General features: G+C 44.4%; 11 protein-coding genes, 1 tRNA gene and 1 pseudogene. 3 read left to right on the forward strand and 10 right to left on the reverse strand.

Annotation, left to right across the window (positions count from 1 at the left end; all coding sequences use genetic code 11):
- Positions 1-31 precede the first annotated feature (31 nt).
- The gene (nadA, locus tag F6K63_RS04845; RefSeq protein WP_008190756.1) at positions 32-1006 is read right to left on the reverse strand and encodes a quinolinate synthase NadA; all 975 of its coding nucleotides are present in this window, start codon (positions 1004-1006) and stop codon (positions 32-34) included.
- 215 nt (positions 1007-1221) lie between these two features.
- Between nadA and F6K63_RS04850 the strand changes: the two genes are divergently transcribed.
- A complete protein-coding gene (locus F6K63_RS04850) occupies positions 1222-1368 on the forward strand; it encodes a hypothetical protein (RefSeq protein WP_287311047.1) in 147 nt (48 codons plus the stop codon).
- Between the two features lie 207 nt (positions 1369-1575).
- Here F6K63_RS04850 and F6K63_RS04855 read toward each other — a convergent pair whose 3' ends face one another.
- The 3 genes and pseudogenes from F6K63_RS04855 to F6K63_RS04865 all read right to left on the reverse strand — a co-directional run.
- Positions 1576-3033: a sodium/proline symporter gene (locus F6K63_RS04855; protein ID WP_287311048.1), complete on the reverse strand. Its 1458-nt coding sequence runs from the start codon at positions 3031-3033 to the stop codon at positions 1576-1578.
- 845 nt (positions 3034-3878) lie between these two features.
- Entirely contained in the window at positions 3879-4181 is a 303-nt protein-coding gene (locus F6K63_RS04860; protein WP_044495539.1) for an ATP-binding protein, read from the reverse strand.
- Positions 4096-4290 (reverse strand): annotated as a pseudogene (locus F6K63_RS04865) (transposase); the annotation flags it as partial. The gene F6K63_RS04860 and the pseudogene F6K63_RS04865, both read right to left, overlap by 86 nt.
- A gap of 599 nt (positions 4291-4889) precedes the next feature.
- Between F6K63_RS04865 and F6K63_RS04870 the strand changes: the two are divergent.
- Together F6K63_RS04870 and F6K63_RS04875 are read left to right on the forward strand one after the other, a co-directional pair.
- Complete coding sequence (locus F6K63_RS04870; RefSeq protein ID WP_008190740.1) at positions 4890-5492, forward strand: DUF1517 domain-containing protein; 603 nt, start codon at positions 4890-4892, stop codon at positions 5490-5492.
- Between the two features lie 206 nt (positions 5493-5698).
- The gene (locus tag F6K63_RS04875; protein ID WP_287248018.1) at positions 5699-6583 is read left to right on the forward strand and encodes a hypothetical protein; all 885 of its coding nucleotides are present in this window, start codon (positions 5699-5701) and stop codon (positions 6581-6583) included.
- A 98-nt stretch (positions 6584-6681) separates the two neighbouring features.
- Here F6K63_RS04875 and F6K63_RS04880 read toward each other — a convergent pair.
- From F6K63_RS04880 to F6K63_RS04905, 6 genes are all read right to left on the reverse strand, one after another.
- A tRNA-Gln gene (locus tag F6K63_RS04880) sits at positions 6682-6753 on the reverse strand.
- 189 nt (positions 6754-6942) lie between these two features.
- Positions 6943-8886, reverse strand: coding sequence for a R3H domain-containing nucleic acid-binding protein (locus F6K63_RS04885; protein ID WP_287311049.1), 1944 nt, complete (start codon positions 8884-8886; stop codon positions 6943-6945).
- Between the two features lie 165 nt (positions 8887-9051).
- Positions 9052-10338 carry a circadian clock protein LdpA gene (gene ldpA, locus F6K63_RS04890; protein WP_287311051.1) on the reverse strand — a complete coding sequence of 429 codons (1287 nt, stop codon included), beginning with the start codon at positions 10336-10338 and terminating at the stop codon, positions 9052-9054.
- Between the two features lie 324 nt (positions 10339-10662).
- A complete protein-coding gene (locus tag F6K63_RS04895; protein ID WP_287311052.1) occupies positions 10663-11283 on the reverse strand; it encodes a vWA domain-containing protein in 621 nt (206 codons plus the stop codon).
- Between the two features lie 335 nt (positions 11284-11618).
- Entirely contained in the window at positions 11619-12071 is a 453-nt protein-coding gene (locus F6K63_RS04900) for a salt stress protein, Slr1339 family (protein WP_287311054.1), read from the reverse strand.
- Between the two features lie 107 nt (positions 12072-12178).
- Entirely contained in the window at positions 12179-12784 is a 606-nt protein-coding gene (locus F6K63_RS04905) for a vWA domain-containing protein (protein ID WP_071105200.1), read from the reverse strand.
- Positions 12785-12837: the final 53 nt, after the last annotated feature.

Here is a 12837-nt window from a genome sequence, read left to right on the forward strand (position 1 = left end):
TTGTGTCAACCTGCTCAGGGGCACTACAGCACTACACTGATAACTCCAACATCCGTTGAATTGGTCGCAACGCCGCTACTCGGATATCTTCCGGCATAGTAATTTCTGGTGTTTTCTGCTTCATGGCTAGATACAGCTTCTCCAAAGTATTGAGCCGCATGTGAGGGCATTCGTTACAGGCACAATTGCTATCCATACCTGGAGCAGGTATGAAATTTTTCTGGGGTGCCCTCTTTTGCATTTGGTGAATAATTCCTGGCTCAGTAGCCACGATAAATTTTTCCGTTGAACTTTGCTGGATATACTTTAACAAACCTGTTGTGGAACCAATGTAACTGGCATGACGCAATAGAGGGGGTTCGCATTCTGGATGGGCAATAAACTCCGCTTCAGGATGCTGTATTTTCAGTTCCACGATCTTTTTCTCAGAAAAGGTTTCATGGACAATACAGCTCCCCTCCCACAGGACTAACTCCCGTCCGGTTTGCTCCATGACATAGCGACCTAAGTTCTTATCTGGGGCAAAAATAATCGGCTGGTCTTTCGGAATTTGGTTGACGATTTTAACTGAGTTAGAACTGGTGCAAATGATATCGCTCATCGCTTTAATGGCAGCGGAGCAATTAATGTAAGATACCACCAAATGGTCAGGATGGGCTGCTTTGAATGCCGCAAATTCTTGGGGAGGGCAACTGTCAGCTAGGGAGCAACCTGCGTTTAAATCGGGGAGTAGTACCAATTTATTGGGGTTAAGGATTTTGGCAGTTTCTGCCATAAAGTGAACCCCAGCAAAGACGATAACATCTGCATCTGTAGCCGCCGCTTGTTGAGAAAGACCTAGAGAATCGCCGAGATAGTCAGCAATATCTTGAATATCTGGTTCTTGGTAATAGTGAGCGAGAATAACTGCGTTTAATTCTTGTTTGAGGTCTTCAATCGCTTCAAAAAGGTCTTTGGGCGGATACTCCAACTCTAGGGTTGTTTTTGGGAGGACATTTGTAAACATCGTATTATTTACCTATTTCTGACTAGTTTACTAGTTTTTGAATATTTTCTTTCTTTAATAATTATTAAATCTTCGGGAGCCCTCCCACTGGGTGTTGTACTACTAAACTTTACTTAAGTTATGCTATCTTTATGCTGTCCTCGACTAGGCTGACCTCATGAGATCGCCAAATGAAATGATCTAGGGCGGTTTGCATAACTATCAGGTACACAGGATTGTTTTCCGACTTCCGACTTCCCTGCTCCCTGCTCCCTGCTCCCTGCTCCCTGCTCCCTGCTCCCTGCTCCCTGCTCCCTGCTCCCTGCTCCCTGCTCCCTGCTCCCTGCTCCCTGCTCCCTGCTCCCTGCTCCCTAAAAACCTAGAACTTTTTACATAACTGAATTCCAAACCGCTGTATGTGCATAACTTCAGCAGCCAGCTCTATTAGCTTTGGGCGCATTTCAATGAATAAAATTAGGAAAAAGTGAGATGCACCCGATTCTATTTAACTATTATTATTTCCTACATCTTTTGTCCGAATTGGTTGTTCGTTAATTTTCAATTACCAATTTTCCCCCTTGATTTAAACCTTATTTTATGAAGGTATCACCAATAGCATGACCCTTAGTTTTGAAAACACTCTTCATTAACAGTTCATGCACCAACACGGCTACAATAAATCCTGGACAAACTTCCGATAGGATGTTATTAAATCCTAAAATTCGCCAGAGGATAGCAGTACTCAATCCCGCCAACATCATAGAGTTCAATGCTAAATAATGAGTGCGCCTTTTCAATAATATCATCAGCATGGCTGGACCGAGGGAACTGGCCACAGCTCCACTAGCAAAAAGAACCAATGAAAACACTGTGGAGGAAATAGAAATCGCGGCAATTACAGCGAGTATTCCCACCACTAAGGTCATGAATTGCTCGTATTTAACGCCATATTTCCGGGACATCCTCCGATGCAAAGCCGGGGAAATATCTCTAGCAAGCGCACTGGAACAAACGAGAAGTTGGGAATCTGCTGTAGAGGCAATCACAGAAAAGACACCAGCCAACACAATACCGACTAAAAAAGGATTAAACTGTTGTGTGGCGTACAAGGGCAAGGCTTGTTCGGGATCACTAATGTTAGGAATTAAAACCCGGCAAGCAATCCCAAACAAAACCATTGCTATCCAGGTCGAATACACGTAACCAAAGTACACCCACTTCGCTTCTTTCACCTCTTGGGGACTCCGCCCAGCTAGCAATCTCACCAGCACTTGCGGCTGAGAGATATCGAATCCCAAGCCAAAAAAGAAAAATCCTACTAGGTAGGCGACTAAGGTTAACCAGCTAAATCCTGCGGTGAGATTCATCAATTGAGGATCAATCTGATTGAGTCCTGAGATAATTTCTGACACCCCACCCCCGTTGATAACGGCTACTGCCAGCATGCCAAAGCAAACAAACATCACCACAAAAGCCTGCACCACATCAGTCCAGATTGAGGCTCTGATTCCTCCCGTTACGCAGTATACTAAAATGGAAGCTGCGGCGATCAAAGCTCCAATGGTAGGGTCAACTCCAAAAAATACATCAAGGGTCTTGGCAGCTGCAGCAAATTGTGCGGCAGTATAGGCTCCGATAAATACAACAGTGATCACAGCAACAATCAACGTGATTATTCGTCTGCCTTGAGGCTTTTTGACTGTAGAGCCTAGGAATTCCGGAATAGTTTGGGAGTTTTGCTTTCTGGAGATCTGGTTGATTTTATCCGGGAAAAAAGTCCAAAAGGTTACCTCACCTAAGAACATGGCAATTACCATCAGCAGAGCAGAAACTCCCATGGAGTAAGCCATTCCCACGGCTCCAATCATAATCCATCCACTGTTTCCCGTTGCGCCAGCACTCAGACCAACAAAGACTTTCCCAAAAGAGCGTGAGCCAAGTAAGTAGTCTGATTCTGTATTATCGGAAGATTTAGCAGCTAGAGCCCCAATCCACAAAAAAATTACTAGAAACAATCCAAAACTTAAAATTGTAATACCTGATTCCATTAGTTTTTATCTAAGGTTTTTGAGGTTTAACTGCTCCGGTTGGCGAACTACCAAGCTATGAATACCATGTATGAATACTATGGGATAAAACTGCTCCCAATTCTCCCGGATGTCTGCCACTAAAAATTTTTATTCGCTTTTGGTAATGGGTAATGGTCGTCCAATTAAGGATTAGCCATGACGCCATAATCAGCTCTCTAATTTCTTTTATAGAAAGGGGATTAGAGAGCTTTAAAATTTCAAGGCGATACCGTTTCCTACAAGCTATTACACCGATCAGGAAAAAGTTTTTCCTATAGTATCATATTCGATTAAATACCGATAATTTCGGGGGGTTGCTTATACCAAGTTGTGTTCTTGCTATGTTAATCCCGTTGTTACTCGCGTTGGAAGAATAATATTATTGCAAAGCTTAGTGTTCAGTGCTTAGTGTTCAGTGTTGTGCAGGAAGCGTAAATTGACACTCCCCGCCCGCTTATGAGCGGGGATTCTTGGCTCTACGACTCGTCGTGGCTCTTTCAAACCGGAGTCAGAAAAAGTAGAGGACAAATCTCCCCAAGCGTTTAGATCATAGATCTAGGTTTCGGTGTGCCCCACCGTACCTTTTTTATATGAATAGACAGAGGTGCGACCCGTGGCGAATTAAATTCGCCAAGGTCAAGCGCACCTTTATACTTTTTTATCTAAGTTTTTCATAGACGTTGTAGTCGTTAGACCAAATTACGCAATACGTATCTCATACATATTTTTTACGTTGTCTACTTATGATTAGATAGTATTTATCTAGCTTTTTAGTTTATTGTAAGGGTTTTTATTATAACACGCTCTGTGAAAACTGTCAAGTTTTAGCTGAAAAAGAAAGCCGTCCTATAAGGACGGGGCGCGATTACCCAATTTTTTCGGTAAAACGTACTTCCCACTCCAGGCTCAGACTCTACCCCAATCTGTCCCCCGTGATTTTCCACAATCTTCTTGCAGGTGGCTAGACCAATACCAGTGCCAGGATAGTCTACGGGCTTTACTGAAACCTTGACTTGGGGGGATTTCCCTGGTGCTTGAAATTTAATGGCATTGCTGATCAGATTTTGAAAGAGAACAACTTCTAGCTGCTGCGCGAGTATCAAATGAGCGATTGGCAATTGGCTCATCAACCAGAGTCCATAATCTTTCTGCTGGTTGCAATTCCGGTGAGTGAGAAGGTAAAAATATTAAATGCAATCCCTCTGGTAATTCTACCCCCTTACTGGTATGCCATCCAGGGTAAGCGCAAGAAAAACGAACTCATAATATGCTAGGGGAACCGATGTCACAATCAAGGTATCCAATGGTCATTGGCTTCGATCAACCCACTAAAACCACCGCAACTTGGATTCAGTTGTCTCTATTCGACCAGTGCGGGACTTATCGCTCCCCCAAACCCCCTCATCAGTTAACTTGCACTGCCCTAAGCAACTGATTTATTGTTGACGGTTAACGGTTAATGGTTGAGGGTTAACACTCAACCCTCAGAATCTTTCTAGGTGGTGAGATCCCCTTCAACTCAACCCAGTTAGATACATAGAAAACCTGTTGTAGTTTTTTGAGATAAGTGGTATAAAGCGCTACAGAAAAAAAAACGGGGTGTAATCAGGAGTGATGGCTCAGTCAGTTGTGGTTGACTGGTGCAGACGCGATCGCTCCTGTTTTCTTTTGTTATAGGAATTACACAGTTGACTTGGTTTTGCCTACCTAACCCCCTTCCTCTGCCTGAGCAACCCCAGTTTGCGGAGATCCAGTATGGGTAGTGAGCAATGCGCTAGAGTAGGATAGATAGGGTAATTGAGATTAATTAACGGCGTAAGTCAGCCGACAGAAGGATGAGCTCTTGGCGCGATCGCTTAAATAAATTTGGTGGCAAAACTAGATTTGTAGTTTTTCGTTTGTTTGTACACTTAGCTGGTTCAGAAGTAACACCCTTGTTGGGGGTACTCAATCGTGCGGCACGGGAAGCCGTTGAATCAGATGGGGATTTGAAGGTATTAGGGGAAGAACTGGTAGCAATTTGTCAAAACCTCCTACAGCTGCAGATCTACTGGCAATCCGCAGCGAATGAAGGGGATGTCTTCTGGAAAGAAGGAGAAGCTGGGGACTACGTTAATGAACTGTTTACTGACTCAGCTGGGCGCTATCTGTCTGAACCAGATTTCACTACACCCTTAGGTGAAAACGAACCTTTATCCCTACCTGTGACCCAAAACGTAATTGTTATGATCACAGTAGCTTACGAAGGGGAAGTTCCTGAACTAGAAACTAACCTAGCTAGTGTTGAGTACCTCGAAGCAGGTCTAAAGGCATTGATTAATCTCCACTATCAGGAAAGTTTGCAAGCTATTCAGGTTCACTTCTCTCCAGCACAGTTGGGTGATGAACTGACTGATGAGCAAATTTTACTCAATTTCCCGGAACTGGTTCCCCTGTAATCATAAGTAAATTAAATAAATATAGATAGTGTTATAGTTGTCACTATCAGTAAATCAGGTGATGGGGTGATGGGGTGATGGCCAAGACGAACGAAACATCATCCCCAAGTTTTCGTCTTGCAAAGAACGCTAGCCCATAGCAAAGCGCGATTAGACAATAATGATTTAACAGAACAATAGTGATTTAAGAAAACTTTTTTAACTATATGTTACGTACAATTGCGATTTTTGTTCTATCTCTAACCCTATGTTGGACTACAGTAGGGTGTGGTTCTCCTAACTCAAGCCAAGTGTCGCTGAATCGGGGTGGCAATACTTCCTTTACTCCGACTCGGTTGAGTGATGGGAAATATCCCGTACAACAGGCAACCTACGATGATGTTAATGGGGTATATACCCTAATGGTGCTCAATACTCCTGCGGGTAGTCCACCAGTGTTTCGGAGCAGGGATTTGCAGATGGCACGTCTGACTGATGAGCAGGTTGCTGCTGGGGAAAATACGTATCTGAGTATTGATGACAATCAGCCGGTGATGTACCTGACTGAAGACTTCCGGATTGAATATGTCCACAATGTCACTGAGACTAGACCTAATCCTCAAAGTGGTCAACAAGAAACAGTAATCGTGCGTCAGCAATCCAGTTTCTGGGCTCCGTTTGCTGGTGCTTTGGCTGGTCAAGCTATCGGTAGTATGCTATTTCGACCTCAATACTATGTTCCACCAGTTTATCAACCGGGAGGAGTTTTAACTGGTTATGGTGGGTATGGTAACAGCTATAGTCAAGCAGTGAAGCGATATGAAACAAGGTACAAAGCACCGCCACCTGTGGTTAAAAATACTCGCTCTTTCCGCACGACTGGTAGCTTAAGAAAATCTCCTGCAGCTAATCAAGCAACTACTCGTAAAGCCTCACCCAACGCTAATCGCTCCACAGGAAAGGGTTTCGGCTCAAGTCAGTTACGCACCTCTAGTCCATCGAGTACTAAGAAAGCCAAACCCAGAAGCAGTGGTTTTGGCAGCACGAAGCGGACGCGTTCTGGCTTTGGTAGTAGTCGTGGTGGTAGTCGTTCCTTCAGACGCCGCCGCTAGTTTTAACGCCCCTTAAAAACCTAAAAGAAGCTTCTTTTGACTTTAGAAGCTTCTTTTTTTGCTGCACTATCAGGCTAGTTTGCCACTGACTAATATAACTGGGGTGCTAGGATTCGAACCTAGGAATGGCGGGACCAAAACCCGCTGCCTTACCGCTTGGCTACACCCCATTGATTCCACTTCTAAGATGATAACAGATTTGACTGGGAATATGTCAAGTATTTTTTTTGTTATTTTTCCTTTGGCTTAAAGGGTGATGGGGTGATGGGTTGATGGTTACCGGCCGGAAGGAAGACAAAGAGATATTAATGGCATGAGCTATCTTGTCTTTGTCCCCCCTCTTCCTCTTTAACTTAGATTCAGGCCGGATAAATCCGTAAACGTCGATTGGGTTCATCGCCAAAGCTAGAAGACTTGAGGCGATAGTGTTCAACTAACTCGTGTTGCATCTTCCGCACTTTAGGCGATCGCGGCAACAATTCTACGGGTTGGCCTTTGGGAATCACAATTTGCTCAACTGCTAAACGGGCTTCTTCTAGAGCCTCGATTTCATCCTCGCTACCGTTTTGGGCAAATAACTCCAAATCAGCAGCATCGGGAATTGTGGGGTCATCCATGTGCAACAGACGCCTTAATGCCCGAGTAATCTGGGGTATGGAGCTAGCTTTGATGGCGTGAATCGGGATCTGACGAGATTTAGCAATGGACTTGAGCTTGGAGTGGCTTTTGACATGCGATCGCAACCCTAAAACCACATCAGCACTATCCATGTTTTTTGTCAAGACCACAGGCAAATTTAGGATTTGGATCACTTGCTCGATTTGATGACGACTAATCCCGTAAGGATACACCTGTAGTGGTAAATCCTCACCATTGGGTCCTAACATCTCCATCCCTTGACCCAATCGATCTTGCTGTGACCAAGATTCAGCCAGCAACTGTTCAAAGGTGCTATTGTCCCGATCTGGCTCCGGTTCTTGAAGGGATAGGGGCTTCATCTGCCCAGATGAACGCCAACCTGTTGGTTGGCTAGGAGTCGTTAGGGTAAGGTGACCCCTGCTCCGACCATTTAGGGGAGTGGTAACTGGAGCGCTAGGTAATTCTCTGGTAATGGTGACCTTACCATTTTCATCCTCTGTCCTAACTGGGGGATTGGGTTGACGTCCCCTGAGCAAATTATCAACCGTGTCCGCAACACTTTCATGTACTACCCAACGCTTACGTTCTAGCATTTCTACAGCGATTTCAAAGGTTGGGGGGGCTTTTCGCTCCAAAACGGTTTTCTGAGAGCCTCGCCGTCTGGCTTCGTCATCGCCTAGGGTGACAGCCTGGATACCGCCTACTAAATCGGAAAGGGTGGGATTTTTAATCAAGTTTTCAATCCGATTGCCGTGAGCAGTCCCCACCAGCATCACCCCCCGTTCCGCAATGGTACGAGCGGCCTGAGCTTCTAGTTCTGTGCCAATTTCATCGATAACGATCACCTCTGGCATATGGTTTTCCACCGCCTCAATCATCACCTGATGCTGATGTTCTGGGCTAGCCACCTGCATCCGTCGGGCTCGACCAATAGCTGGGTGGGGAATATCGCCATCTCCAGCAATTTCATTAGAGGTGTCGATAATCACGACCCGTTTGTCTAATTCGTCTGCCAGAACTCGGGCAATTTCCCGTAAAGCAGTGGTTTTGCCTACACCAGGACGCCCGAGCATCAAAATTGACTTACCAGTTTCCACCAAGTCACGAATCATGCCGATGGTACCAAAGACCGCTCGACCAACACGACAGGTTAAGCCAATAATTTCCCCTGGACGGTTCCGAATCGCACTAATGCGGTGCAAGGTGCCCTCAATTCCTGCTCGGTTATCACCGCTAAAGGATCCCACTCGCTCAACACAGTGATTGATTTGTTCGATAGTAACTGGTGTATCAGAAAGGTACTCTGCCCGATCACGAAAGCGCACTTCTGGGAAGCGACCGAGATCCATAATCACTTCGATCAAACTTTCCCGTTCAGGATGTTGCTCCAATAATGAGCGAATTTCGGCTGGCAAAATGTCTAGTAATTTTGGCAAGTCATCTGTAATTTGTTGACAGTTTGAAATCCTCTGAGTTTTGTCCACTGTGTCTTGGTGTTCCTTGGTAGGTATAGTGGCACAATCTAGTTGAAGATTGTCACTTACCTCTGAGGATTGAGCCCTTACGGTCATCGCCTCAACCAAGTTATTTTCATAAACCACTGGTGATTCTTGATTGAATGACACTTGTTGCTCTGAAAACTTGCTTAGTGGAAAATTCACCATTTGTTTTGCTCAAATAAAGCGATTTCTGCTGTTACGTTTTGCCCTGTTTAAATTGCGGTTATTGGTCAGGTCTTGGATTTACTTCATGTCTAATTTAACTCCTAATACTTGACGATTTTTATCCCAATTTAATCGAACAGTATTCCTCGATTAAAGTCAATAAAATCAGATACTCTCGGGGATTTTTTTTACTGATTTGAGTTGAGCAACCAGGGCATGGGCAGTTGCCACAGCCTGCCAGAGCCGAGCTGGTACATCTTCAAGGTTTCTAGAGGAGGGATTAGGAACGAATCCCTGGTGGTGATCAACGTCTTTGTCATAGTCTTGTTCTAATTTTTCTACAATCGGTGAGAGTAGAACTCGGGCGTAGCTACCGTAAGCCACACCGGCAATGTAGGATAGGTTATTTGGTTGTTCGCCCTTGGGGTTCGAGTAGGGTAGGTTATTTGGTTGTTCGCGTAGGGTAGCCTTTTGGCCAAGGTTGTTGTAAGAACGTTCAACCGGCAACCTGCCAACTTTCAACAATTCTTTAGAACCTTCAACGGGCAACCTACCAACTTGGCAATGGTTCAACAGCTTAGCTGCTCTTAGTTTGCTGACGGTGTGGTTATTGGTACCACCAGCTAACTGTACGTATCCCGGTAATCTAGCAGCGATGACTTTATGAGCGAGTTTGACAGCAGCATGAGTTGTGCCCATGCCTATATCCCCACTCATAGGACGTCCATCAGTTTGCCAGATTAGAGGACAGGGTAAAGGCTGGATGAGTTGGTAGATTTCTTTTAGGTAGTCAATCAAATCTTTACCATCTGGGCAGCTAATGGCTAGGAGTTTGAGTTGAGCGCACCAGGGTGCGATCGCATGCCAGAGTCTTTTAAAATCTGGTAAATTCCCGACTTTGGTGTGAATTTCTATAGCATCAACGCCATTGCTTAGAATCAGGGGTGCGATCGCAAAAGGAGCTGATACGTATGACCGAGTAGTGATCAGCTGATGGGGGCAAACTGGCAGACAACGACCACAGCCATAACAGCGTTGGTCGAGCACACCAGAGTAAGCTTCACTGCCATTCTGGAAAGTAATTGCTTGTGCTGGGCAAATCTTTTCACAGGGACGAGGGCAGTCCCCTGGACACAAATCCGAGTCAAATTCGGCTTTCCGGAAATGGGGGTCTTCCCCATCATTCAAGCTCACCATCAGCCATGGTCTGCCAAGGAAGCCAAACCCTCGCTGTTTGGCTTCTTTTCCCATGGTGCTGGCGACTTGTAAGGCATCTTTCGCCGCCGAAATGACCGCCGGGTCAGCTGCCACATCAATACAATCGGCACCGGCGAGGGTGTAAGCCAAGGTTAGGCTTCTAACAGCAGGGAGGTGTTGAAAACTGGCTCCGCAAATGAGCTTGAACCAATGACCCTCCCTTAAGGAATGTAAGGGATAGTAAAGTTCAGTCACTCTTATATGCTAAATCTTTAAGCCGAAAATGGGGAGACTAATTTTACAATTCGAGTAATGAAAAAGGTTTTTTTTGAGGCGCTTACCAACCTTTCCGGGGGGGAAACTCCCTCAATTTTTTTCAAAAAATGCAGATTTAGGGTAGTTGGTTTTCTTCTTACACTAAATGTAGCGGTTGATTTTTTACAGCTGATCTCAATAAAATAATGGTGTCAATTAATTCAAAATTCTTTTTAATTCAAAATTATTTTGATTACAAGCCATCCCACGTGATAGTTAGTCGTGGGATGGAGTTTAAGCATTGGGAATCTTGGCTAGCTTAGGTTAATCAATAATCGCGTTAAGCAGAACCTCGGCTAAGGTCATATTCTCCATGTCTTCCAGAGTGACTGTGTCCACGATGTCAAATTGAGCCCCAGCCCCTTCAAGATCATCATCAAGTGCTTTCAGAAACCGAGTTGCCATGGAATCATTGCCCACTTGGATCAGTGAAATGCCTAGTTCTTCATCCCGGTCTATTTTCCGAGATGCTTCAATGATGACTCGCATTACGGCTTTGCGGTCATCTGGCTCACCATCGGTTATCACCAATAATGTTTCCCCATTGGGTTTGGTTTGCCCAGCCGCTTTGCGCTTAAAGTAGTCATCGGTGGCATCCTTAAGCACACCAGCGAGATCGGTGCGACCCATGGGATCATTTTCTTGGAAAATTTGTTCTACTTTATCTGAGGTAACATTATCGTACCGTCTAAAGCGACTAGAAAACAGGTAAACCGTAATCCCATCTGGATCGAGCTGTTCACATTTTCTGGCCACTGCTAAGGTAGACTCTTGGGCAATCTGCCATCGACTTTTGCTCCGATCTTGGTAGTCTGGGCTAGACATACTGCCGCTTTTGTCGATGATTAACGTATAGTCACGGTCTTCCACGAGTGAACCTCCCACGAAAAAATTTCCTCCTTACCTTAACTGCCACGATTTCTTAATCTAGCTTAGCTAATACTCCCACAGCTCATCTGGGTGTTTTTGCCCTAAAATCCTTGGCAGGAGTTCATTTATGCCAAAAATATCTAACTATTATTACAAGCATCCTTCAACGGCAGCACCCTAGACTTGCTGATCATGGTACGTTAAGGTTGATTTATTTGATTGACTATTGTCTCTATATTTCTATTATAAATTAAGATAATAATCTTAGAGATTAATCCTCAAATTATGACAGTTTACTTAGGAGCTGTGTTACCTGATCACCATCAGATGATACTTGACCAGTCTACTAGTCAAGATTGAGTTTCTTTCAAGGCTTGCAAATAATCAATTGCTGCCTCCAGTTTGGAAGGATAGGAATCAGAAAATTCTTCAAACCATAAGCCTTCGGCTGAGTTTGGACTTAAGTTTTTTAGCCACTCAGTCGCTTGCTGATTAAGGGCTTCTCGTTCTCTTTGTTTTTGCTGCTGAACTCGTTTTTGTTCAGCTTCGAGTTCCTGCTGTTGTTTGAGAGCGTCTTCTTGGTCTTTTTTATCAAACTCTGTTCTCATCTCAGCCAGCTCCCGATCCTGAGCAGTAGATACCCAATCAGGGATCTTGGATGGTGATTCACTGGTTGGTGGATCAGTTAGTGGCAAATCAACTGCTTGTTCCTGAAACAGAGGTTTTTTTTGCGGTTGAACACCAGCATCTTTTTGTTGATACTCAGCTTTGAGTTGGGCTAACAAGTCATCCATTGATTCCATGACTTAACTCTCCTATTACGTTGTTAACTGTTGAGGGATATTTTTTAAACAGTTAACTTCCAGCGCCTCGAACCCTAACGGGAGAAATCCCACTAACTTCTGATACTTTAGTCAATAATAGCATTGATCAAAACTTCAGTTAGGGTCATATCCTCCATCTGATCAATAGTTACGGTATCTACGATATCGAACTTAGCCCCAGCATTTTGCAGCTCATCATCTAATATTTTTAAGAATTTAGTTGCCTGGAGATCATTCCCGATTTGGATGAAGGAAATTCCTAGTTCTTCATCGACATCAATACGCCGTGATGCTTCTATGATCACCTTCATCACAGCTTTCCGTTCATCAGGCTCCCCATCAGTGACGACTAAGATGGTTTCTCCATTTTCTTTAGTTTGGCCACTAGCCTTACGTTTAAAATAGTCGTTGGTTGCATCGAGTAAAACACCAGCTAAATCCGTGCGTCCCGATGGTTCATTTTCCTGGAATATCTGTAGCACTTTATCTGCGGTTACATTGTCGTAGCGTTTAAAGCGACCAGCAAAGACATAAACCGTGATGCCATCTGGATCTAATTCTTCACATTTATTGGCTAAGGCAAGGGTAGACTCCTGCATGATTTGCCAACGGCTTTTTCCAGCCAGTTGATCCCTAATCGACATGCTGCCACTTTTATCGATGATTAAGGTGTAGTCACGTTGTTCGAGCATTGCTAGTCTTACCCACTATCATCCTACACCTCTAGGGTATCAAACTTATCATT

This window comes from Moorena sp. SIO1G6 (assembly GCF_010672795.1).
GTDB lineage: Bacteria > Cyanobacteriota > Cyanobacteriia > Cyanobacteriales > Coleofasciculaceae > Moorena > Moorena producens.

Bases quoted from the DNA above. Each gene is read 5' to 3' on its own strand.
- nadA (WP_008190756.1), bottom strand. From the start codon at position 1,006: ATGTTTACAAATGTCCTCCCAAAAACAACCCTAGAGTTGGAGTATCCG.
- F6K63_RS04855 (WP_287311048.1), bottom strand. From the start codon at position 3,033: ATGGAATCAGGTATTACAATTTTAAGTTTTGGATTGTTTCTAGTAATT.
- F6K63_RS04860 (WP_044495539.1), bottom strand. From the start codon at position 4,181: ATGAGCCAATTGCCAATCGCTCATTTGATACTCGCGCAGCAGCTAGAA.
- F6K63_RS04870 (WP_008190740.1), top strand. From the start codon at position 4,890: ATGAGCTCTTGGCGCGATCGCTTAAATAAATTTGGTGGCAAAACTAGA.
- F6K63_RS04875 (WP_287248018.1), top strand. From the start codon at position 5,699: ATGTTACGTACAATTGCGATTTTTGTTCTATCTCTAACCCTATGTTGG.
- F6K63_RS04885 (WP_287311049.1), bottom strand. From the start codon at position 8,886: ATGGTGAATTTTCCACTAAGCAAGTTTTCAGAGCAACAAGTGTCATTC.
- F6K63_RS04900 (WP_287311054.1), bottom strand. From the start codon at position 12,071: ATGGAATCAATGGATGACTTGTTAGCCCAACTCAAAGCTGAGTATCAA.
- F6K63_RS04905 (WP_071105200.1), bottom strand. From the start codon at position 12,784: ATGCTCGAACAACGTGACTACACCTTAATCATCGATAAAAGTGGCAGC.